The sequence below is a fragment of the Dyella monticola genome (genome assembly GCF_003363155.1).
Taxonomy (GTDB): domain Bacteria; phylum Pseudomonadota; class Gammaproteobacteria; order Xanthomonadales; family Rhodanobacteraceae; genus Dyella_B; species Dyella_B monticola.
Window position 1 is genome coordinate 182733 of sequence record NZ_QRBE01000006.1, and the last position, 23091, is coordinate 205823.

At 61.9% G+C, this 23091-nt stretch carries 22 protein-coding genes; 14 read left to right on the forward strand and 8 right to left on the reverse strand.

The features are described 5' to 3' along the window. Positions 1-68: 68 nt before the first annotated feature. The 7 genes from parC to DWU98_RS11915 all read left to right on the forward strand — a co-directional run bounded on the left by parC (position 69) and on the right by DWU98_RS11915 (position 6471). The gene (gene parC / locus DWU98_RS11885; protein WP_115495775.1) at positions 69-2309 is read left to right on the forward strand and encodes a DNA topoisomerase IV subunit A; all 2241 of its coding nucleotides are present in this window, start codon (positions 69-71) and stop codon (positions 2307-2309) included. A 177-nt stretch (positions 2310-2486) separates the two neighbouring features. Then, on the forward strand, positions 2487-2969 hold the full coding sequence (locus tag DWU98_RS11890) for a hypothetical protein (RefSeq protein WP_115495776.1): 483 nt from the start codon (positions 2487-2489) through the stop codon (positions 2967-2969). A gap of 131 nt (positions 2970-3100) precedes the next feature. After that, positions 3101-3940: an alpha/beta hydrolase gene (locus DWU98_RS11895; protein WP_115495777.1), complete on the forward strand. Its 840-nt coding sequence runs from the start codon at positions 3101-3103 to the stop codon at positions 3938-3940. Between the two features lie 11 nt (positions 3941-3951). Further along, a complete protein-coding gene (locus DWU98_RS11900; protein WP_196239504.1) occupies positions 3952-4311 on the forward strand; it encodes a hypothetical protein in 360 nt (119 codons plus the stop codon). Continuing rightward, positions 4308-4751, forward strand: a complete 444-nt coding sequence (locus DWU98_RS11905) for a DMT family transporter (protein WP_115495778.1) — start codon at positions 4308-4310, stop codon at positions 4749-4751. Before DWU98_RS11900 ends, DWU98_RS11905 begins: the two co-directional genes overlap by 4 nt. Positions 4752-4945: 194 nt before the next feature. After that, entirely contained in the window at positions 4946-5200 is a 255-nt protein-coding gene (locus DWU98_RS11910; RefSeq protein ID WP_115495779.1) for an acyl carrier protein, read from the forward strand. Positions 5201-5256: 56 nt separating this feature from the next. Next, a complete protein-coding gene (locus DWU98_RS11915) occupies positions 5257-6471 on the forward strand; it encodes a beta-ketoacyl-[acyl-carrier-protein] synthase family protein (protein ID WP_115495780.1) in 1215 nt (404 codons plus the stop codon). A gap of 19 nt (positions 6472-6490) precedes the next feature. Here the strand turns inward: DWU98_RS11915 and DWU98_RS11920 are convergent, their stop codons facing one another. After that, the gene (locus DWU98_RS11920) at positions 6491-6979 is read right to left on the reverse strand and encodes an NUDIX hydrolase (RefSeq protein WP_115495781.1); all 489 of its coding nucleotides are present in this window, start codon (positions 6977-6979) and stop codon (positions 6491-6493) included. Between the two features lie 107 nt (positions 6980-7086). On the opposite strand from DWU98_RS11920, the gene DWU98_RS11925 reads away from it, so the two are divergent. Together DWU98_RS11925 and DWU98_RS11930 are read left to right on the forward strand one after the other, a co-directional pair. Next, entirely contained in the window at positions 7087-7905 is an 819-nt protein-coding gene (locus tag DWU98_RS11925) for a phosphodiester glycosidase family protein (protein ID WP_115495862.1), read from the forward strand. After that, positions 7902-10316, forward strand: coding sequence for a penicillin acylase family protein (locus DWU98_RS11930; protein ID WP_115495782.1), 2415 nt, complete (start codon positions 7902-7904; stop codon positions 10314-10316). Before DWU98_RS11925 ends, DWU98_RS11930 begins: the two co-directional genes overlap by 4 nt. A gap of 159 nt (positions 10317-10475) precedes the next feature. Here DWU98_RS11930 and dapE read toward each other — a convergent pair whose 3' ends face one another. After that, on the reverse strand, positions 10476-11636 hold the full coding sequence (dapE, locus tag DWU98_RS11935) for a succinyl-diaminopimelate desuccinylase (protein ID WP_115495863.1): 1161 nt from the start codon (positions 11634-11636) through the stop codon (positions 10476-10478). Positions 11637-12053: 417 nt separating this feature from the next. On the opposite strand from dapE, the gene DWU98_RS11940 reads away from it, so the two are divergent. Next, a complete protein-coding gene (locus tag DWU98_RS11940; protein WP_115495783.1) occupies positions 12054-12896 on the forward strand; it encodes a hypothetical protein in 843 nt (280 codons plus the stop codon). Positions 12897-13033: 137 nt separating this feature from the next. Here the strand turns inward: DWU98_RS11940 and DWU98_RS11945 are convergent, their stop codons facing one another. The 5 genes from DWU98_RS11945 to map all read right to left on the reverse strand — a co-directional run bounded on the left by DWU98_RS11945 (position 13034) and on the right by map (position 18520). Next, entirely contained in the window at positions 13034-13396 is a 363-nt protein-coding gene (locus DWU98_RS11945; RefSeq protein ID WP_115495784.1) for a Spx/MgsR family RNA polymerase-binding regulatory protein, read from the reverse strand. Position 13397: 1 nt separating this feature from the next. Then, positions 13398-14225 carry a 2,3,4,5-tetrahydropyridine-2,6-dicarboxylate N-succinyltransferase gene (gene dapD / locus DWU98_RS11950; RefSeq protein ID WP_115495785.1) on the reverse strand — a complete coding sequence of 276 codons (828 nt, stop codon included), beginning with the start codon at positions 14223-14225 and terminating at the stop codon, positions 13398-13400. Positions 14226-14391: 166 nt separating this feature from the next. Next, positions 14392-14880, reverse strand: a complete 489-nt coding sequence (locus DWU98_RS11955; protein WP_115495786.1) for a PepSY domain-containing protein — start codon at positions 14878-14880, stop codon at positions 14392-14394. A 146-nt stretch (positions 14881-15026) separates the two neighbouring features. Beyond that, positions 15027-17675 carry a [protein-PII] uridylyltransferase gene (gene glnD, locus DWU98_RS11960; RefSeq protein ID WP_115495787.1) on the reverse strand — a complete coding sequence of 883 codons (2649 nt, stop codon included), beginning with the start codon at positions 17673-17675 and terminating at the stop codon, positions 15027-15029. A gap of 80 nt (positions 17676-17755) precedes the next feature. Then, entirely contained in the window at positions 17756-18520 is a 765-nt protein-coding gene (map, locus tag DWU98_RS11965) for a type I methionyl aminopeptidase (RefSeq protein WP_115495788.1), read from the reverse strand. A 312-nt stretch (positions 18521-18832) separates the two neighbouring features. Here map and rpsB point away from each other — a divergent pair, with 312 nt between their 5' ends. Further along, a complete protein-coding gene (gene rpsB / locus DWU98_RS11970) occupies positions 18833-19738 on the forward strand; it encodes a 30S ribosomal protein S2 (protein WP_115495789.1) in 906 nt (301 codons plus the stop codon). 55 nt (positions 19739-19793) lie between these two features. Beyond that, positions 19794-20675, forward strand: a complete 882-nt coding sequence (gene tsf, locus DWU98_RS11975; protein WP_115495790.1) for a translation elongation factor Ts — start codon at positions 19794-19796, stop codon at positions 20673-20675. A 173-nt stretch (positions 20676-20848) separates the two neighbouring features. Here the strand turns inward: tsf and DWU98_RS11980 are convergent, their stop codons facing one another. Then, entirely contained in the window at positions 20849-21262 is a 414-nt protein-coding gene (locus tag DWU98_RS11980) for a VOC family protein (protein WP_115495791.1), read from the reverse strand. Between the two features lie 224 nt (positions 21263-21486). On the opposite strand from DWU98_RS11980, the gene pyrH reads away from it, so the two are divergent. Both pyrH and frr read left to right on the forward strand, forming a co-directional pair. Beyond that, positions 21487-22209, forward strand: a complete 723-nt coding sequence (pyrH, locus tag DWU98_RS11985) for a UMP kinase (RefSeq protein ID WP_115495792.1) — start codon at positions 21487-21489, stop codon at positions 22207-22209. Positions 22210-22350: 141 nt separating this feature from the next. Continuing rightward, the gene (gene frr, locus DWU98_RS11990; protein WP_115495793.1) at positions 22351-22908 is read left to right on the forward strand and encodes a ribosome recycling factor; all 558 of its coding nucleotides are present in this window, start codon (positions 22351-22353) and stop codon (positions 22906-22908) included. The last annotated feature ends 183 nt before the right edge of the window (positions 22909-23091 follow it).

Consider the following 23091-nt stretch of genomic DNA (forward strand, 5'->3'; position numbering starts at 1 on the left):
CGGCATCTGGCACCATCTCGGATCTCATCACCTGGGCCTGATCGGCCCGCCCTGGCAGTGCTATCCCCATGAACCTGCAAGCCAATTACGAACAGATCCCGCTCAAGGAGTATGCCGAGCGGGCCTATCTCGATTATTCGATGTACGTGGTGCTGGACCGCGCCCTGCCCTTCGTGGGTGACGGCCTCAAGCCCGTGCAGCGGCGCATCATCTACGCAATGAGCGAACTGGGTTTGGCGGCCAGTTCCAAACCGAAGAAATCGGCGCGCACCGTCGGCGACGTGATCGGTAAATTCCATCCGCATGGCGACAGCGCCTGCTACGAAGCAATGGTGCTGATGGCGCAGCCGTTCTCCTATCGCTATCGGCTGATCGATGGCCAAGGTAACTTCGGCTCGCCCGACGACCCGAAAAGCTTCGCGGCGATGCGTTATACCGAATCGAAGCTCAATCCGATCGCCGAAGTATTACTGAGCGAGATCGGCCAGGGCACGGTGGATTTCGTGCCTAACTTCGACGGCACGCTGGAAGAGCCAAGCTGGCTGCCTGCACGCCTGCCGCACGTGCTATTGAACGGTTCGATGGGCATCGCCGTGGGCATGGCCACCGATATTCCGCCGCACAACTTGCGCGAAATCACCAGCGCCTGCATTCGCCTGCTGGATGACCCCGACGCCACCGTCGCGGATTTGTGCGAACACGTACGCGGCCCGGATTATCCGACCAAAGCGGAGATCATCACCCCGCGCAACGAATTGATCGCGATGTATCAGACCGGCGGCGGCTCCGTACGCGCACGCGCCGTGTATGCACAGGAAGACGGCAACATCGTCATCACCGCGCTGCCGCATCAAGTGAGCCCGTCGAAGATCCTCGAGCAGATCGCCGCACAGATGCGCGCGAAAAAGCTGCCGATGATCGAGGACCTGCGCGACGAATCCGATCACGAAAACCCCATCCGCCTGGTGATCGTGCCGCGCTCCAACCGCGTCGACCTGGACGAGGTGATGCAGCACCTGTTCGCCACCACTGATCTGGAAAAGAGCTTCCGCGTCAATCTCAACATGATTGGCCTGGACGGCCGGCCGCAGGTGAAGGATCTCAGGCGCATCCTCACCGAATGGCTGAATTTCCGTGTCGATACCGTCACCCGTCGCCTCAATCACCGGCTGGCCAAGGTCGAGCGCCGCCTGCACTTGCTGGAAGGCTTGCGCATCGCCTACCTCAACCTGGATGAAGTGATCCGCATCGTCCGCACCGAGGACGAGCCCAAGCCCGTGCTGATGGCACGCTTCAAGCTCAGTGAAGAACAGACCGACTACATCCTCGAAACCAAGCTGCGCCAGTTGGCACGCCTGGAAGAGATGAAGATCAACGCCGAGCGCGACCAGCTTGAGGAAGAGCGCGCCAAGATCAACGTGCTGCTGAAATCGCCGGCCAAGCTCAAAGGTCTGATCAAGGAAGAACTGCGCGCCGACGCCGCAAAATTCGGCGACGAGCGTCGCTCGCCACTGGTGCAGCGCGAGGCCGCGCAGGCGCTGGACGAAAGCGCGCTGGTCGCCAGCGAACCGGTCACGGTGGTACTCAGCCAGAAGGGTTGGATCCGCGCCGCCAAGGGCCACGATATCGACGGCGAAAGCCTGTCCTACCGCGAAGGCGACAGCCTGCTCGCCACGGTGAAGGCGCGCACCACGCAGCAGATTGCCGTGATCGATTCCACCGGCCGTAGCTACTCCACGCCGGCGCACACCCTGCCCTCCGCACGCGGCAATGGCGAACCGCTCACCGGCCGTTTCACGCCGCCAGCCGGCGCACGCTTCGATGCCGTGGCTGCGGGCGACAACGATACGCGACTGGTGCTCGCCACCGATTTCGGCTACGGCTTCGTCACGCGTTTCGAAGCGCTGACCGGGCGCAACAAGGCCGGCAAGCAGATCATCACGCTGGGTGACGGCGCACGCGTGTTGGCACCGCAGACAAGCGCAGACCCAGCGCGCGATCGCATCGTGGTGGTTACCACGGATGGTCACTTGCTGATGTTCTCGGTGGCCGAATTGCCTGAGCTCGACAAGGGCAAGGGCAACAAGCTGATCGAAATCCCGAAAACCAAGCTGAGCAACGGCGAGGAACGCGTGGCCGGCATTGCGCTCGTCACCGAAGGCAAAGGCGAGGTCACGCTGTTCGCCGGTCAGCGCAAGCTCACCCTGCGCTGGTCCGATCTGGTCGAGTACGGCGGCAACCGCGCCACGCGCGGCGGCCTGCTACCGCGCGGGCTGCGCCGTGTGGAGCGGATCGAGACAACCGGTTAACGCTGCAAAGCGAAGGTACTCAACCTTCCCGTCGCCCACCGCATGTGGCGGGCGACGGAATAAACATCGGGTCGAGGCGTTGAATGGAACTTCATCCGCCCGCAAGTCATCCAATGACACTGTGCACGGTCGGAACCGGTCGTGCGTTATGTGCGTAAGGAACTACGGAGCATCTGCATGAAACGCCGTGCCATCACCGCCCTGGCCGCCAGCCTGCTGGTTACCGCCGCTTGGGCGCAAACGGGCGGCAATCAGCCGCTGAATCTCAAGTTGCCCGCCGGTGGGTACCAGAGCTATCCGGCATCTGCTTCGACCAGCGCACAACCGGCTCCGTCCGCCAGCGCCGGCAATGGTGCAGTAACCGTGAACGGCCACTCCGCCGCCATGAGCGCCGCGCCTGGTGTTTACTACGGCGACACCAGCGGCAGAGCCGGCAATGAACAGGCGTCCGCGCCAGCGTGCGACGACTCCACGTACAACCAGCCGCAAGTGCACGGCTCCGTCGGTATGGGCGTGGTCAGCGGCAGCCATATCGGTACGGGCAGCTATCAATCGGGCAACGTCAACGTGGTCCAGAACACGGGCAGCTGCGAACACCCGACCGGCTCAATGGGCATTTCCATCGGCGTGAGCCGCTTTGGCGGCCTCAATGGGCACTGAGCTCAATGGGCACTGAAAAGGAGCCCAAAGCCCCTTTCCCGCTCTGCATGGCACCCGAAGAAAGCGCCTGGAAAGCCATTCCTCACACACTGCTGGACTCAAGAACCCCTTAGTCCGCAGTCGAGATCCTAGTGATTCAAAACGTCGAGTTCCGCTTCGAAGGTGGCCGTTGCGGCGTCCTGCTCATTCACGGTCTCACCGGCACGCCCATGGAAATGCGTCTGCTGGGCAAGGGTTTGAATCGCGCCGGCTTCAGCGTTTACGGCATGCAGCTCGCAGGCCATTGTGGCGACGTGCCTGATTTGCTGGCTACCGGCTGGAAGGATTGGTACACGAGCGTGGAAGCCGCGGCAGATACGTTCCGGCGCGAAGTCGACCATCTGTTCGTGGCAGGCCTGTCGATGGGGGCGATTCTCGCGCTGAAGCTGGCCGCGGAACGTCCGGAGTGGGTGCGCGGCGTGGGGGTCTACGGCGCCACGTTCCGCTACGACGGCTGGGCGATTCCGTGGTACGCCAAGTTTGCCTTCATGCTGCCGTGGCTGCAGCGCGCAGGCATCGGCAAGAACTGGATGCTGCATGAGAGTGAGCCTTACGGCCTGCGCGATGAGCGCCTGCGCGCGCAGATCAGCGCGCTGATGCAGAGCGGCGACAGCACTGCCGCCGGCCTGCCGGGAAACCCGTGGCCATCACTGGCCGAAATGTATGACATGGCCGCGATCGTCCGCCGCGAGCTGCCCAGGGTGACCGCGCCATGCCTGATTGCGCATGCCACGGAAGATGACATCGCCAGCCTGGAAAACGCTCATCTGGTGGCGCGTGGCGTGTCGGGGCCGGTGGAAACGCTGCTGCTGGAAAACAGCTATCACATGATCACGATCGATCAGGAGCGACGCATCCTGATCGACCGCTCGGCCGACTTCTTCTCCAAGGTCGCTGCCAGTTGCACGCCCAGCGCGCTTGCTGCCGCCTGAGCGATCTGTCCGTGTCTCCCCTCGTCGCCACGCTGTGGCTGGTCAACGTCACGCTCGATACCGGCGGTCAGCTCGCCTTCAAGGCTGCCGCAGGTGATCCACGCGCCGGCGATGGGCTGGCGCGCTGGCGTTATATGGCCAGCCGTCCATGGCTGTGGCTGGGTTTGCTGGCCTATGCGCTGCATCTCCTGACGTGGATCGCGTTTCTGTCGCTGGTGGAGCTTTCACAGGGCATGCTGCTGGCGTCGATCAATATCGTCGCCATCATGCTGGGCGGCCGCGTGCTGTTCCGGGAGGCGCTCACGCCCTTGCGCATTGCCGGCATCTTGCTGGTCAGCACGGGCGTTGCCATCGTCGGAGCCTCGGGATGAACGCGCGTACATGGCGCTTTTATCTATGTGGCTTCGCCTTGCTGCTGGTGTTCGACACCATCGTGCAAGTGAGCTTCAAGCTCACCGGAGCACATGCGTTTCCGCCGCAAGCGAGCGGGGCATGGGTGAGTCGCATCATTGGCCAGCCGTGGATCTACGTTGCCTTGATCGGCTATGTCGGCAACTTTTTCACCTGGATGAGCCTGCTCAAGCACGCGCCCATTGGCCCTGCGTTCGCCGCCTCGCACCTGGACGTTGTCAGCGTGATGTTAGCTTCCGCTTGGCTGTTTCATGACGCCCTCACACCGATGCGCCTGCTGGGCGCCGGCGTGATCATGATGGGCATCACGTGCCTGGCGTTTGCCGAAAGCCGCACGCATGGCGGGCAGGATAAGCTTGCGCAGGCCCATGGCCCCCTAGGGGCACCGGCCGATGATTGAGTCATTGGCGAACTGCCCGGTTTACCTATGACAGGCGAGGATGTGCGCGCCGAACGGCAGCACGCTTTAATGGGTGGAAATCATGCCTCGGGACACATGACTCCCGGGCACAAGAAGTTGCGCTTTCCGTTTCATATGGACAACGCACGCGCTCTTCGTCACGCTTTTGGATCAGGGGAACAACGGGGAAGCTCATGAGCGACGTACAACAGGAAATTTTCGACATCGTCAGCAAGCAAGCGAAGATCGATATCAACACCGTCAAGAGTGAATCCACGCTCAAGGATCTTGGTGTCGCTTCGCTCGATGCCATCGAAGTGATTTTCGATATCGAAGAACATTTCAACATCAACCTGCCGAACGAAGACGTCGACTTCGAAAGCGGCACGGTCGGTCATCTGGTTGCGGCGGTCGAGCGCCAGATTGCGCTGAAGCCCGCAAACGGCTGAGCACCGTTCGCAGCAAGGCAACGCGGGCCACGCCCGCGCATCATGTAGGTTCAAGCATGCGTCGTATCGTAATTACCGGCATGGGCGGCATCTGCGCGCTCGGCCACAATGCCCCGGATATCTGGCAGGCCATGAGCGAGGGCCGCAGCGGCATCGGTCCCATTCAGCGCCTTGATCGCAACTGGTTGCGCAATGATGTTATCGCCGCTCAAATCTCGGATTTCGAACCCCGTGCCTATATCGACGAGGCCCGCCTGGCACTGTGCGATCCGCTGAGCCAATACGCGCTGGTTGCCGCTGGCGAAGCGATTCGTCAGTCGGGTCTGGATTTTCGCCATGAACGCGCTTCCCGCACTGCCGTGGTGATTGGTGTCGGCGCGGCTGGCGAAGAGACACGCGAGGCGCTCTACCACAAGCTCTACGTCGAGCACGCGACGCGTTTTCATCCGCTGGGCATCGTGCGCATCATGAGCAATGCCCCGGCCAGCCAGATCAGCATGGCGCACGGCATCACCGGTCCTACGTTCTCGGTGTCCAGCGCTTGCGCATCGTCCAATCATGCGTTTGCACAGGCGGCAATGATGATTCGCGCGGGCATGGTCGATGCAGCCGTCGCCGGTGGTAGCGAAGCCTGTGTCACGGTCGGCGTGGTACGCGCATGGGATGCGATGCGCGTACTGGCGCCCGATACCTGCCGGCCCTTCAGCATCAACCGGCGCGGACTTGTGCTCGGCGAAGGTTCGGCAATGTTCGTGCTGGAAACGCTGGAAAGCGCGCAGGCACGCGGCGCCACCATCCTGGCCGAACTGGCCGGTATTGGTATGAGCGCGGATGCTGGCGATATCGCCGCGCCTTCCGAAACCGGTGCCGCCGCGGCCATGCAGGCCGCGCTGCAGGATGCCGGCATGCAGCCCGACGCGTTCGACTACATCAACGCCCACGGCACCGGCACCGCCGCGAACGACTCCACCGAAACGCGCGCCATCCACCGCGTGTTTGGCGATCATGCGCGCCAGTTGGCGGTAAGTTCCACCAAGCCCATGCACGGTCACGCACTTGGCGCCGCCGGTGCACTGGAAATGATCGCGGCCATCGGAGCACTGCGCCACGGCATCGTGCCGCCGACGCTCAATTACCTTGGACCCGATCCGGTGTGTGATCTGGACTACGTGCCGCACGAGGCACGTGCCATGCCGGTACGCGCCGCGCTGAACAATTCGTTCGCGTTCGGCGGTTTGAATGCCGTGGTGGCGGTGCGTCAGGCGCCCTGATCGGCGTGCGGTTCCTGCATCACAGCCGCGTGTACGACCACGATTGCATGCGGCCATCCTTATACGGCATCACGCCGTGGAACGGACGCGGGTCGCGATCGAACACCAACGGCAGGAAGTGGCGATCGCCTTCCCACATCGGCAAGTCCATGAGGTGGTCCACGTCGATCCATTCCAACGTGCCTTCGGGGTTTTGCGTGTACGGCTCGCCGCTGAAGCTGTCGATCACGAAGATGAAGCCCAGCCAATCCTCGCCCTGCTTGCCGAAGCCAGGCCAATTGAGCGTGCCACGCAAATGCATCGACTCGCATTCGATGCCGGCCTCTTCCTGGATTTCGCGACGCATGCAGGCGGCAATGTCCTCACCAGGCTCCATCTTGCCGCCCAGGCCGTTGTATTTGCCCAGATGCTGATCATCCGGCCGCGCATTGCGGTGGATCATCAACACCTTGCGTCGATCGGATGAGAGCACATAGCCGAGCGTGGCAACGATGGGCATATAGGGCATAAGGGATGCTCTGATGGATGCTGCGCGGGTCGCAAAGCTGAAGTTTAAGACCTATGCGGGCAACCATGCTCTTGCATCGATCACGCCTGGGCGGCGACCATCTGTGCATGCGAGCGCCCTCCCCAAGAGCCTGTCCACGATCTCTGCGCGGCCTGCCCGTTTGCCTGCTTGCGTTGGCGGGGGCGCTGGTGTCATTGGCCAGTTGCAACAGTCAGCTGCAGCCGATGGAGAGCCGCGAGATCACGTTCCAGGGCCAGGATTTCACCGTGGTCAGCCTGGATCTGCATCGCGAAGCGCTGACGCTGCACTGGAAGAATCCCGATACCGGCCAGCCATTCGGCGATATCCAGACTCTGCGCGAATGGGGCGCGGCCAATGGCAAGCGGCTGATGTTCGCGGCCAATGCCGGCATCTATGATCAATCGTATGCACCACTGGGCATGTACGTGGAAAACGGCAAGACGCTGGTGCCGTTGAACCTGTTTCATGGCAACCCGGCCGCGGGCAATTTTTCAATCCGTCCCAATGGCGTGTTTGCGATTTACCGCGATGGCCACGCCGCAGTGCGCACCAGCACGGATTTCAAGGCGGACAGCAAGCCGGTGGACTGGGCCACGCAATCGGGCCCTATGCTGGTGATCGACGGCAAGATCAACGAACAGTTCGTGCACGATTCCGCCAGTACCAAATGGCGCAGCGGTGTTTGTGCGCGCACGCCTTATCAGGTCGTCTTCGCGGTAAGCGATGCGCCGGTGAACTTTCACACCTTCGCGCAGTTGTTCCGCGACAAGCTTGATTGCCGCGATGCGCTTTACCTGGACGGCAGTATTTCCCAGTTCTACGTCGATGGCGCCGGCTATGCCGGCGCTCCCACCTTCATGGTCAAGCCCTATGCGGGCATCTTTACGGTGTTTGCCGATCAATGACGACGAAACGGGGGGGCCGTGGGTTCCTGGCACTCGCGATAGTGCTGCTCACCGTGCTGATCGGCCTGTTTGCGGCCGGCTGGTGGCGGCTGGCAGGCAGCCGTGCGCAGCTGGATGGAACACAGCGTGTGATCGGCCCGCAGCATGCGGTCACCATCACCCGCGATGCGCTCGGTACGGCGACGATCACCGGCCAGTCCCGCGATGACGTCACCTACGCGCTCGGTCACGTGCATGCGCAGGAGCGCTTTTTCCCCATGGACCTCATGCGCCGTGCGGCCGCTGGCGAATTGTCCGAACTGGTAGGCCCGGCGGCGCTGGATGTCGATATCGCACACCGCCGCCATCGACTGCGCGCGGTGGCCCAGGCGGCCTATGCCGCGCTTTCACCCGCACAGAAACACACGCTGGATATCTATCGCGACGGCGTGAACGCGGGCCTGGCCAATCTGCGTGAAAAACCGTGGGAATACATGCTGCTCAAAGCCAGGCCCGAGCCTTGGCGTTCGGAAGACAGCATGCTGGTGATCGCGGCGATGTATCTGGACCTCAACGACGACGGCAACAACCCGCGGGAAACGCACATCGCACAAATGCGCGCCGTACTCCCTGCAGCGCTGGTGACCTTCCTGATTTCGCCCGATCCGAACTGGGAAGCGCCGCTGAAAGACGGTACCTCGCCCTCGCCGGTGATTCCGGCCGAGGATGTGTACGACCTTCGCCACACCAACACGCCAGCTGCGAGCACGACCGTCGCCGCAGCGACGATAGAGTCGGTGGATCGTGCGTACCCAGGCAGCAACAGCTTTGCCGTGGCAGGCACGATTTCGCGCAGCGGTTCGGCCATTCTCGCCAACGACATGCATCTGGATTTGCGCGTGCCGGATATCTGGTTTCGCGCACGCTTGCGTTACCCCGATCCCACCGCGCCCAAGGGCGGGCGCGACGTGATGGGCGTAACGCTGCCTGGGACACCCGCGCTGGTGGTGGGTTCGAACGGACAGATCGCCTGGGGTTTCACCAACAGCTACGGCGATTGGATGGATTGGGTACGCATCCAGCGCGACCCGCACAACCCGCAGCGCTACAAAGTGCCGGAGGGCTGGGCCACGATCGAACAGCATGATGAAATCATTGGCGTGAAAGGCGCGGCGCCGCACACGCTACACGTCGAAGACACGCGCTGGGGCCCAATTCTCAGCAAGGATACCGATGGCACGCCGCTCGCGCTTGCATGGATCGGCGATCTGCCGCGCGCCTACAACATGGCGTTGATGCAGCTCGAACACGTCAGCGCGGTCTCGGCAGCCTTGGACCTTGGCCCGACGTTCGGTATCCCGCCGCAGAATTTTCTGGTCGCCGACAGCGCGGGCCACATCGGCTGGACGATTGCCGGCAACAGCATTCCGCTACGCGCAGGTTTCGATCCAGTGCTGCCGGCTGATTGGTCGCAACCGAATACCGGCTGGGTGGGCTGGGCGGCACCGTCGCAATACCCACGCATCGAAAATCCCGCAGACGGCCGGCTCTGGACCGCCAACAATCGCACCGTAGGCAGCGATGAACTGGCTTTGCTCGGCGAAGGTGGACATGACATTGGCGCGCGCGCACAGCAGATTCGCGATGACTTGCGCGCACGCGCCGATTTCGGCCCTGCCAACCTGCTGGACATCCAGCTCGATGATCACGCCGTGTTCCTCACCCGCTGGCAACAGTTGCTGCAAACCACAGTTGCCAACACGCAGGATCCGTCGCTCGCGCAACTGCGCGGGCTTACCGCGGCGTGGCGCAATGAAGCGGCGCCCGACAGCGTGGACTATCGCCTGGTGCATGCATTTCGCGACGAAGTGCATAAGCGGGTGCTCGCGCCGTTCACCGCGCGCATCCAGCAACGCTTTCCCGATTTCCAATGGCCGGGACCCGGCAACCAGGAAGCGGCCGTGTGGATGCTGATTCAGCAACAACCGACTTACCTGCTCGATCCCGTTTACCACGATTGGCACGCCTTGTTGCTGCAGGCGGCACGCAACGTTGCCGATACACTGGGCAAGCAACCGGGCGGATTAGCGGCACGTACGTGGGGCGAGGTGAATCATGCCGATATTCGCCATCCGCTTTCGCGTGCCCTGCCCGCGTTTGTCGGCCGATGGCTGGATATGCCCGACGACGAATTGCCCGGTGATCACAATATGCCGCGCGTGGCGGGACCCGGGTTCGGGGCTTCGGAGCGGCTGGATGTTTCGCCGGGCCATGAAAGCGAGGGTATTCTTGAAATGCCTGGCGGCCAAAGCGATAACCCGTTGTCGCCGTTCTATGCCGCAGGGCATGAGGACTGGGTGCATGGACACCCGACGCCGCTGATGCCTGGAAAGGATCTGCACACGTTGGTGCTTCAGCCCTCGCCGCGTTGAGGATGGGATGTCCGTACCTACCAAGGTTGCCCAGCACCGTCGCCCCGGCGAACGCCGGGGCCTAGCGACGTTTACGTGATCGAAGCCACCAGGCCCCGGCTTTTGCCGGGGCGACGATGCGCAATGGCGAGTGTGTTTCGCCAGCTTGCAGGGGACAGGTCAGCACAATGGCTTCAACAACATCCGCTCACAAATCGCCTGATACACATCCGGCAAGCGCTCCAGCTCCGCCACGTCGATACACTCGTCCACCTTATGGATGGTGGCGTTGACCGGCCCCAGCTCCACCACTTCCGCACCCATCGGCGCAATAAAGCGGCCATCGGACGTACCGCCACCGGTGCTCTGCTCCGGCTCCATACCGCATAGCTCCCGGCACACCGCTACCACCGTATCGCGCAAGCGACCGCCAGATGGACACAGGAAAGGTTCGCCAGAAAGCGTCCAATCCAAGGCGTAATCCAGGCTATGTTTCGCAAGGATCGCCTCCGTGCGCTTGCGCAAGTTCTCGGCTGTACTTGCCGTGCTGTAACGGAAGTTGATCAGCGCAAGCAGCGAACCGGGAATCACGTTGGTGGCGCCGGTGCCTGCATTGAGATTGGAAACCTGAAACGACGTCGGCGGAAAATCCGCATTGCCCTCGTCCCAACGCTCCGCCGCCAGTTCCGCCAGCGCGGGCGCGAACGCATGGATCGGATTGAGCGCCTTGTCCGGATACGCCACGTGTCCCTGCACACCGCGCACCGTCAAGGTACCCGACAGCGAACCACGACGGCCGACACGAATCAGGTCGCCGAGCTTTTCCTTGGACGATGGCTCACCCACCACGCACCAATCGATATGCTCACCGACTTCGCGCAAATACGCCGCGATACGTCGCACGCCGTCGAGATTGGTGGGGCCTTCTTCGTCACTGGTAAGCAGCAGACCCACGCGACCGGAGTGATCCGGGTGCATGGCGACGAAGCGCTCCAGCGCCACGGTCATCGCCGCCACGGAACCTTTCATGTCCGCCGCGCCGCGGCCGTATAGACGTCCATCGCGCACCACCGGCTCGAAGGGTGGACTCTGCCAGGTCTCTTCAGGTCCGCTTGGCACGACATCGGTGTGGCCGAGAAAGATCAGCAACGGCCCGTGACCCGGCTCGTTATTCGCGCCGTGTGTCGCCCAAAAATTATCCACTTCACCGTAACGAAGATGTTCGATGCGAAAACCCAGGCGCGCCAGCCGCGCGCCGATTTCAGGTAGACAACCGGCATCTTCCGGTGTCAGGGAGCGGCGGCGAATAAGGTCACGAGCGAGCTCTAAAACATCGGACATGAATACCGGATCCTTTGCGGAAGGAAACGCCATGGGCACAGGTCTTCATGATCGCATAATGGGGACACGTGGAGCGAAATGCGCCCGATCGAGCACCCTCCTCATCCGACGGCTTTCGACCCGGCAGCGGCCATGTCCATGGAAGCACGGCGTCGGCAGAAAATCATCGGGAGCACTTGTGCAGATTTTCATACGTACTGCACTTCGTTTTAATGGGCGCCTAATGTCGACCACCTGACACTTCGCCTCTTGGCCAGTCAGGCCATGCCCGAAGAGGGACGGGTTCCTTCAGGTTTTTTCTTTTCACCGCTGCCGACGGGTAGTCGGCTTTCGTTACCACGCCGCGACCATCCACAACCGTTGCAGCTTGCAGCGGAGCGCAACGTCACTCATGCGTTCTCGAACCGGAGGTGTGTCATGCGCACAAAGATGTTCGTTCCAACGCTACTTTCAACCTTGTTGGCAAGCCTTACAACCGGAGCGATCCATGCCCAGGGGACCGGGCCGGTTGCCTTCGATGCCACTAATAGCGCGCTCACTGGCACGGTAGCTTGCAACGGTGGCCAGCCGACCGCTATCACGCCTGTCGACGCATCGACGTCTGACCTCAACGGCGGTCTCAGTGATGTCACCGCAACCTATCTCAGTGCGACCGATTGTGGATTGCCGCTCTACTCCATTGAATCGGCACAAGATGCCGCCTACACCAGCGATACCGGCAGCTCGGATGTTGGCAATGGCGGCGACGGCATCCAACAGGTGAGCCTGTTGGGAGGTTTATTAACCTACCAGGCGAAAGTGGAGTACGACCTTTGCGGAGCCTCGGCATCGGGCAATACGGCCACCATCAATTGCCAGGACAGCACACAAATTCAAAACCTGGTTTTTGCCGGCCAACCCATCACAGGAACGTATACGCAACCCACAACGTTCAATGCCATCGCCGCCCAAGTGACGATACCCAGCTATTGCACAGGCCTTGCGTTATTTACCGGCAGCCTGACGGTTGACTCTACGTCACAACAGCAAAGCGGCGACACTGGAACGATTACGTCCGCACCTGTTGCGTTGAGTGGAACCTTGACGTGCGTCGGCCTTCCGCTTACCAGCATGACGGTAAGTCTGCAGGATGGCGACCTCATCGAATATGCGCTGCTAAGCGGTTTTGTCGGCTTAGCTACCTTAAATGCCACCGTTACACTTGCAGCCAATCTTTCCACCACATTCGAGGCTGCGAACGTGGCGAATCCAACTCAGTAGTGCAAGCGATCGATCGTCGCATCATCGAATCTGCGCACAACTAATAAATGCGCATCACCGGATGGCACAAGGATGTGCCTCTGTCGATCGCGATCGCTACTACAAATGCTCCCGCTCCATTCGCACGAGCGAGATGCTTACCCAAAGAGCTTTTTGAAGCCGTTATCGGTAAACCCCACGCTCACGGCACCGTCCTGTTGTATGACAACAGGACGACGAATCAGGGCTGGATACTCCTTCAACAGCAACGTCCACTCCGGATCGCTGCCTGGATTCTTGCGCTGCGGCAGCAGCGTGCGCCACGTGGTGCTCGATTTGTTGACGAGTTTTTCCCAGCCGCCCAGCTGCTGCGCCCATTGTTTGAGCGTGGCAGGCGGCACGGGATTGGCGCGATAGTCGACAAACGCGTGCGCAATATCGAAACGCGCGAGCCAGTTGCGCGCTTTCTTGCACGTATCGCAATTGGGCAACCCGTAGAGGGTGGCAGCGCTTTGCGTCATCTCACTCACCCATGCGCAAGAGCTCGTTGATGCCGGTCTTGCTGCGCGTCTTCTCGTCGACCTGCTTGACGATGATGGCGGCGTAAAGACTGTGGGTGCCGTCCTTCGCCGGCAGGTTGCCCGCGACAACGACGCTGCCCGCGGGTATGCGCCCATAGCTGACTTCACCCGTAGCACGGTTGTAAATGCGTGTGGACTGGCCGAGGAACACGCCCATGCCGATCACGCTGCCCTTCTCCACCACCACGCCTTCCACCACTTCGGAACGTGCACCGATGAAGCAGTTGTCTTCGATGATGGTGGGATTGGCTTGCAAGGGCTCCAGCACGCCGCCGATGCCCACGCCGCCGGACAGATGCACGCCCGCGCCGATCTGCGCACACGAGCCGACCGTTGCCCAGGTATCGACCATTGTGCCGGGGCCGACATACGCGCCAATGTTCACGTAGCTGGGCATCAGCACGGCATCTTTGGCGATGTGCGCACCACGGCGAACCAGCGCACCCGGTACCACGCGCGCGCCAAGGTTTTGCAGTTCCGTGTCGTTGCCAGGTGCGAAACGCAGCGGCACCTTGTCGAACGCCAATGCCGGGCCGCCATCCACCACGCGGTTACCATTGATGCGGAAATACAACAGCACCGCTTTTTTCAGCCACTGATTGACTGCCCAACCACCATTGCCATCCGGCACCGCAACCCGTTGCTCACCGGACTCCAACAAATCCATCACCTGATGCAGCGCCGGGCGCAGATGGGTTTCGATCTCGCTTTGGAGGAGTTCGTTGCGACGTTCGAAGGCGTCGTTGATGAGGGTTTCGATGGACTGCATGGGGAGGACTCACGTTTGGATCAGGGAAAGATAGCGCACAAGCCGCATCATCCCAACATGGTTGACGTCGCCCCATCGTCATCCCGGCGAAGGCCGGAATGACGGCGAGGCCCTAACACGCATCACGCATGCATCGTGCGAATACCGCAACGATTCGTGCAGGCCATCAAATGAGCGCCAGCACGACAGGCACGATCGTGCCTGCCGCCAGCAACACGCTGATCAAAACATGCTTGCGCGTATAGCGATAGGCCATATAGAGGCCCAGCAAGGTCGATACGAACAATCCAAACGACACGAACGCGCAGAAAATCTTCAGCGGTAACGGATGTCGCACAGGCGCGGCAGGTTCCGGTGATGCACTCACCTGCGGATTGGCCGAAGGCACCTGCATCGGCGCCGCGGACGGACGATGGTCTGCTTCCGCCGGACGCGGTTTGTGTACCGGCATCACGTCCGTCTGCTTCTTGTGCAACTGTGAGGCAACCATCAGCCATGCCGGAGGCTTGTAATCACTGCCGCGGGACGTTTCATGCAGGCTGAACACCTGCAAGCCGCCCGTGAATGCGAAGAACAACACGGCCGGCGCAATGAATACGCCGATGTACAGGTGGATATGTCGAGCCAGTTTGAGAAAGGAATGCGATGCGGACATGGTTGCACGGCCTTACGGGCAGTTTTTCAGCCAGAACGAAGAAAGGTGGTTGACGATGACAAGCCGCTGAGGCGGCCTCGCGGGAAATCATCCCTTGCGAGCTTCGCATGGCCGCTGGGTGGAGGATGCTCTGATCCCTGCCTGGGCTATGCGGACAAGCTCTGTGGTCCGATCCGCTCCACCAAAGCGTGCCACAAACGCTGTTGCTGTGTCTCGCTCAAAGGCGCATTGCGACGGTCGGTGAGCTGGAAGAAGTCCTCCACCCGCTCCCCAAAGGTGGCGATACGCGCATCGTGCACGCGCACTTCGCAGGCCATCATCACCTGGGTGACGGCCGCAAGCAGGCCCGGGCGGTCGCTGCAGACAAGTGCCATCTGCGTGCGTCCGTTCGATTGCTGGAAATCGATGCGCGGCGTCATCTGAAAGTGTTTCAGGTGCCGCGACATGCTGCGTCGGGGCGGCATGATGGGGGCCGATTGCGACAAGGCGCGGTGCAAGCGCTGCTGCAATTCGTCCGCGCGTTCCGCACCGGCAGGTTTTTGCGTTTCCGCTTCCAGCAGCAGGAAGGTATCCATCGCCCTGCCATCTGGCGAGCTGAGTACGCGCGCCTCCATGACCGAGAAATGCAGGCGATCGAGCATCGCCGTGACATTCGCAAACAGACCGTCGCGATCGGGCGCGTACACAAACAATTCGGTGCCACCACGCACGGATAGCGGGTTGACCGCGATCAGCGGCAGATTACCCTGCCCACGCAGGATTTCCGTGGTCTGCCAGGCGATCTGTTCCGGGCGGTGACGCAGGAAGCTGACCATCGGGAAGCTGTCCCAGAGCTTCGCGACGGCGACCGGATCGTTGCCCTGCTCACTCAACAGGGCCAACGCTCGCTCGCGGCACACCTGGGCGCGGGTTGCCGTGCCAGGCGAGGGCTTGGCATCGCGGCGCAGAGCGTAGCGTGTGGCCGTATAGAGGTCCGCGAGCAAACGGTCCTTCCACGCGTTCCACAGGCGCGGACTGGTGCCGATGATGTCGGCGACGGTGAGCAGATAGAGTTGCCCCAGACGTTCGCGACCTCCCACCGTCTCGGCAAAACGATGCACTACGTCCGGATCGGTGATGTCTTGCCGCTGCGCGGTGGTACTCATGAGCAGATGCCAGCGCACCAGCCATGCCACGCGGTCGATGTCTTCCTTCGGCAAGCCAAGCTTGTGGCCGAACGCTTGCGCGTCCTCTTCGCCGAGCACGGAGTGATCGCCGCCGCGCCCTTTGGCGATGTCGTGAAACAACGCCGCCAGCAACAACACTTCGGGTTTGGGTAAGGTGGACCAGACTTCGCAGCCGAGCGGAAATTCGGCCTGCGTGGCCGGATCGGCGAAGCGCGCAACATTGCGCAAGACGCGCAGCGTGTGTTCATCCACCGTGTACACGTGGAACAGGTCGTACTGCATGCGACCGAATACCCTGCCAAACGCGGGCAGGATGGCAGCCAGCAGGCCATGGCGATTCATGCGCCACAATGCATCCACCGCTGGGGCGCCGCGCCGAAGCAATTGCAGGAAGGACGCGAGCACCTGGCGATCATCGGCAAGCTGCGTCCCCATGACCGCCGTGGCCTGGTGAATGCGACGCATGGTGTCGGCGGTGAAACCGATCACGCCCTGCTGATCCAGGCGCGCGATGAAGATATCCACCAGTGCAGCAGGGCGTCGCGCGAACAACTCCGGATCGCGCACGGCAATGCGCGCGCCATAGCGCAGGAAATCTGCGCCAACAGGTTGCGCATCGCTGGGGGGTTCGAGCATTTCCACGAAACGCTCAGTGATCTGCATCCCCAAGCGTTCCACTTGGCTGGCGGCACGGTAATACCCTTGCATGAACTGTTCGACGCCGAGATTTTTTTCATGCTCGTCTTCGAATCCGAGCTGCGCGGCGAGTGCGCGCTGGTAATCGAACAGCAGGCGTTCTTCCGCACGCCCCGCCTCCAGGTGCAAGGCGAAGCGATAACGCCGCAACGTCGCTTCCGCTTGCAGCAAGGTGTCGCATTCGGCCGGATCGAGCAGGCCTTCGGTCACCATGTCCGGAAAGTCGGGTGCGTGTGCCAAGCGCTTGCCGAGCCAGCGCAATGAATCGAGCGTGCGCATTCCGCCAGGACCATCCTTGAGATTAGGCTCGAGGTTGTAGGCCGTGTCGTCGAAGCGCGCGTGGCGCGCTGTACGTTCGGCCACGCGCGCTTGCAGATAGGCGTGCGGCGGCCACATGTCCGGCGCTTCGACAATGGCGCGCAAGTTGGCATCGAGCATGGCATCGCCAGCCAGACGCCGCGCATCGAGCAGGCTGGTGAATACGCTGGCCTCGGAGGCGGCGAGTGCTTGGCATTGCTTGGCATCACGAACCGCATGGCCGACTTTGAGGCCGATATCCCACAAGGTTGCGAAGCATTGCTCCAGCGCGCGCAAGCGCGACGCATCGGCATGCTGCACCAGCGCAAGCAGATCGATATCCGAATAGGGAAATAGCAGGCCGCGCCCGAAGCCGCCGATGGCGAACAGGGCCGCATCATTCACTTCGCCCAGGCAGGCGGTCCACACGTGCGCGACGATGCGCGTGACCGAATCGCCGCGCCGTCGCGCCAGATCACTGGCATCGGCGCCATCGCGAAATGCGACGGCAATGGCGCGATCCAGATCGCCCAGCAGTTGGCGCAGTGCGACGCGTGCTTCCGATGAGACGCCCGAGCGCGGAACAGCAACCGGAAGGCGGGGTAAAGGTGGCAGGGTAACGGCGGATGGGGTCATGGAATTGGGTCGATATCCGCAGCGCTGGCCGTTGCCCCATCGTCATTCCGGCGCAGGCCGGAACGACGACTGGCCGCCGCTCACTCATCCGGCCAGGGGGTCAGAATTTCAAAGCCGTCGTCCGTCACGGCGATGGTGTGCTCCCACTGCGCCGACAGCGAGTGATCCTTGGTGACCACCGTCCAGCCATCGGGCAGTTGCTTGGTCTGCGGCTTGCCGGCGTTGATCATCGGCTCGACCGTGAAGGTCATGCCTTTCTGCAGCACCACGCCCGTACCGGGCTTGCCGTAGTGCAGCACCTGCGGCTCATCGTGGTAGACCTTGCCGATGCCGTGGCCACAGTATTCGCGCACCACGGAGAAGCCAGCGGCCTCCGCATGCTTTTGGATCGCATGGCCCACATCGCCCAATGTGGCGCCGGGGCGCACGGCCTCGATGCCGCGCATCATCGCCTCGTACGTGGTTTCCACCAGGCGCTTGGCCAGCACGCCAGGCGTGCCAACGTAATACATGCGGCTGGTATCGCCGTGCCATCCATCCTTGATGACGGTGACATCCAGATTGATGATGTCGCCTTCCTTGAGCACTTTGCCAGGGCTGGGAATGCCGTGGCAGATCACGTGGTTGACCGACGTGCACAGGGTCTTGGGAAAGCCGTGGTAGCCCACGTTGGCGGGGATCGCCTTCTGCACGTTCACGATGTGCTCGTAGGCCAGGCGGTCCAGGTCCTCCGTGGTGACTCCCGGCTTGACGTGTTCCTTGAGCATGGCCAGCACTTCGGCCGCCAGCTGGCCAGCCACGCGCATGCTTTCGAGGTCTTGAGCGGATTTGAGGGTAATGGCCATAGTCCGTAATGAATGTGGCGGCAAGACGGCCAAAAACTAGCCCAACTTGCCGCGAAGCGGTGGTCCCGGCTATAATTTGCGGGTTTTGCAGACCGCTTCCGGCCACCAGATGGCCTTTACGGCGCAAAGCGAAGCGGGATTGTAACCGTCAGGCGGTACAACCCCAACCAATGCCACACACGTATCGGCACCGTCTTCGGGGTGCTGTAGCCGCCCTTCTCCAAGCCATGGGCGCTACGGTCGAAGCTGGGGATACGTGGAGGTCCCAACCCCCCGGGCCACTAAAAAAAGGCCCACTGCAGGAGTACTACCATGGCTCAAGTCACCATGCGCCAGATGCTGGAAGCTGGCGTGCATTTCGGTCACCAGACCCGCTACTGGAACCCGAAGATGGCCCCCTACATCTTTGGCGCCCGCGGCAAGATCCACATCATCAACCTTGAGAAGACCCTGCCGCTGTTCACCGACGCGATGAACTTCCTGTCGGGTCTGGCCCAGAAGCGCGGCACCGTGCTGTTCGTGGGTACCAAGCGCTCTGCCCGCGAGGCCCTGGCTGAAGAAGCCGCCCGCGCCGGCATGCCTTTCGTGACCGCCCGCTGGCTCGGCGGCATGCTCACCAACTTCCGCACCGTCAAACAGTCCGTGGGACGCCTGAAGGAGCTGGAAGCGGCCGAAACCGACGGCAGCTTCGACAAGCTGGTCAAGCACGAAGTGCTGGCCCGTCGCCGCGAGCGCGCCAAGCTGGAAAATTCGCTGGGCGGCATCAAGAACATGAACCGCCTGCCCGACGCGCTGTTCGTGATCGACATCGGCCACGAGAACATCGCCGTGCAGGAAGCCAAGAAGCTCGGCATCCCGGTGATCGCCGTGGTTGATACCAACTACAACCCCGAGCTGGTGGACTACCCCATCCCGGGCAACGACGACGCCATCCGCGCCATCCAGCTGTACTCGCGCGCTGCCGCCGATTCGATCCTCGAAGGCAAGGCTGCCGCTCCGGCCGCCGCCCAGGGCGACGCCAACGAGTTCGTCGAGCTGGACGAGGCAGGCAACCCGGTCGCCAAGGAAGCGGATGACCGCCGTGCCGCCCCGCCGCGCCGCAACGCGCCGGCCAAGAAGGGTGCCGGTCGCGGTGACCGTGACGGCGGCCGTGGCGGTCGTGGTGACCGCGGCGGTCGTGGTGGCCGCGTGCAGCAAGACACCGCCGACACCGACTAAGTCTTAAAACAGCCGGACGCCACAGCGTCCGGCGCCCCAAGTTTCCGAGGATCCCATGAGCACTATCTCCGCCCAACTGGTCAAGGAACTCCGCGAGCGTTCCGGCGCCGGCATGATGGAATGCAAGAAGGCGCTGGTCGAAAACAACGGTGACATCGAAGTCGCCATGGAGTGGCTGCGCAAGTCGGGTCTGGCCAAGGCCGACAAGAAGGCCGGCCGTGTGGCCGCCGAAGGCCGCATCGTAGCCGCCCAGGCCAACGGCAACGCCGTGCTGGTCGAAGTGAACTGCGAAACCGACTTCGTCACCAAGAACCCCGACTTCGTGAAATTCAGCGACAACGTCGCCGAGATCGCCCTGAAGTCCGGCGCGAAGGATGTCGACGCACTGAAGGCGGCCGCCTATCCAGGCGGTGGCACGGTGGAAGACGCATCCAAGTCCCTGGTCGCCACCATCGGCGAAAACATCCAGGTGCGCCGCATGGCGCATGTGACCAACAACGGCATCATCGCCAGCTATCTGCACGGTGGTCGCATCGGCGTACTGGTGGCCCTGAAGGGTGGCTCCGAGGAGCTGGCCAAGGGCATCGCCATGCACGTGGCGGCGATGAATCCGCAGTTTGTGCGCGCCGATGACGTGCCGGCCGATTTCCTTGCCAAGGAAAAAGACATCGCGCTGAGCCAGATGTCCGACAAGGAAAAGAACAAGCCGGCCGACATCCTGGAAAAGATCGTCAGCGGGAAGGTCGCCAAGATCATTTCCGAAATCACCCTGCTCGGCCAGGCTTACGTGCTGGACACCAACGTCACCGTCGCTGACGCGCTGAAAAAGGAAAGCGCCGATGTGATCTCCGTGGTGCGTCTGGCCGTCGGCGAAGGTATCGAGAAGGTGGAAGAAGATTTTGCCGCCGAAGTGATGAAACAGGCAGGCTTGGCGTAAATCGCCACGCTTGGTTTGCGCAAAAAGGCCGCGGAAAACCGCGGCCTTTTTGTTGTTGTGCATTTACTGCCTCACGGCCGTCATTTCGCGAACCTCGCGCAGGTCATTCCCGTGAAAGCGGGAATGACGACCGGGAGGAACGCTGAAGGCGCATCGAAAGCGGCCTCGGCATTTTAAAGCGGCGCAAGCGCCGGCTTTTCGCGCGGCTCCAACAAGTCCCACTTGTTGCCGTACAAATCTTCGAACACCGCCACGATACCGTACGGCTCTGTACGCGGCCGCTCCAGAAAGCGCACACCGCGCGAACGCATCACGTCGTAGCGCGCATAGAAATCGTCAACGTGCAGGAACAGGAACACGCGTCCACCACCCTGCTCTCCTACGCACGCATCCTGTTCGGCGGTGCTCGCCAGAGCCAGTAATAACCGCGTCTCGCGCGAACCCGGTGGCGCCAGCACGACCCAGCGCTTGCCCTTGTCGAGCGGCGTATCTTCGATCACCTGAAAATCCAGGCAGCCGCAGTAGAACGCAATCGCCTCGTCGTAGTCGCGCACCAGCAAGGCGATGGCTGCGATGGTGTGCTGCATGACGGACTCCCGACGTGACTACGCTGTGAAAACCCTAAAAGTATGCCGCGCTGACGTCTGCAGCGGGCTCCGCTACAATGCGAACGTTTTGCTCGGGGCATCCAGCATGCCGTGCCCTGTAGCGGCTGGCGCGTCGCTTGCGGGTTATACGCACGCGCCCGATCGGCGATCCGGGAACGACCGACCAGCCGTTTCCGGTATTTCACTCAACATCCGGAGCCTTCATGAGCGACCAGCCAAAGTACCGACGCATTCTGCTCAAACTCTCCGGCGAAGCATTGATGGGTGAAGCCGACTATGGCATCGACCCGAAAGTGATCGGCCGGTTGGCCGACGAGATTATCGAAGTGCAAAAGGTCGGCGTGGAGATCGGCGTGGTGATCGGCGGCGGCAACATCTTCCGCGGTGCAGGCCTGGCGGCTGCAGGCATGGACCGTGTCACCGGCGATCACATGGGCATGCTGGCTACCGTGATGAATGCACTGGCCATGCAAGACTCCATCGAAAAACGCGGCGGTTTCGCCCGTGTCATGAGCGCCATCCAGATTCATGACGTGGCCGAGGATTTCATCCGTCGCCGCGCTATTCGGCATATCGAAAAAGGGCGCATCGCACTGTTTGCGGCGGGCACCGGCAACCCCTTTTTCACAACCGATTCGGCTGCCGCGTTGCGCTCTATCGAAGTGGGTGCCGATCTCTTGCTGAAGGCCACCAAGGTCGACGGTGTTTACAGCGCAGACCCGGCTAAGCACCACGATGCCGTGCGCTTCGAACAACTCACCTACGACCAGGTGATCGAACGCAAGCTCGCCGTCATGGACACCGCCGCCATTGCGCTATGCCGCGACCATCGCATGCCTCTTCGCATCTACGACATGACCGTACCGGGCAACCTTATGCGCATCATGTACGGCGAGGCGATCGGCACGCTGGTCGACGCGAGCTGACGCGCTGTTCCGTCCCTACCGAACGCTCGATCGTGATCGGGCATAGCGCCCCCTTCCCCAGCAAGCGGAGCAGCCTGCGGGCGAGAGGGGACCGAAGTTACTGCTATACTTGCCGGCTTGCACGCCAACGGGTGATTTCACATGCTCAACGACATTAAACGCGATGCCCAGACCCGTATGGGCAAGAGCATCGATGCCCTCAAGCACGACCTGTCCCGCCTGCGTACCGGGCGCGCGAGCACGTCGCTGGTCGATAGCATCAAGGTGCCCTACTACGGTTCGGACATGCCGTTGAATCAGGTGGCGTCGATCGCCCTGGCCGATGCCCGCTCGATCGTTATCACCCCGTTCGAAAAGAACATGGTCGCCCCGATCGAGAAAGCCCTGCTTGCCTCCGACCTTGGCATCACGCCCACCACCGCCGGCACCGTTATCCGTCTGAACATGCCTCCGCTCACCGAAGAGCGCCGCCGCGAACTGGCCAAGCACGTGTCGCACGAAGGCGAGAATGCGAAGATCGCCATCCGTAACGTGCGGCGCGATGCGCTGCAGCATGTGAAGGACCTCCTCAAGGAAAAGAAAATCACTGAGGATGAGGAGCGCCGGGCGGATGACGAGATCCAAAAGCTCACCGACCAGTTCGTAAAAGAAGTCGACAAACTGGCCAAGGTAAAGGAAGACGAATTGATGGCCATGTAAGGCCATCGACCCTGCGTGGAGAACGCAACCGGCTGGCTCGCGCTGCCATGTCATTTGACGGAGAGGCAAAGAAGGCTAAGGGGTCCATCTTGCACAACCGCCGTCCCCATCCGGGCTCCAGGCAGATATGCCATCCGAGCCAAGCATTCGCCACCCTTCGCATTGCCAAGAGGCAGGAAGGGG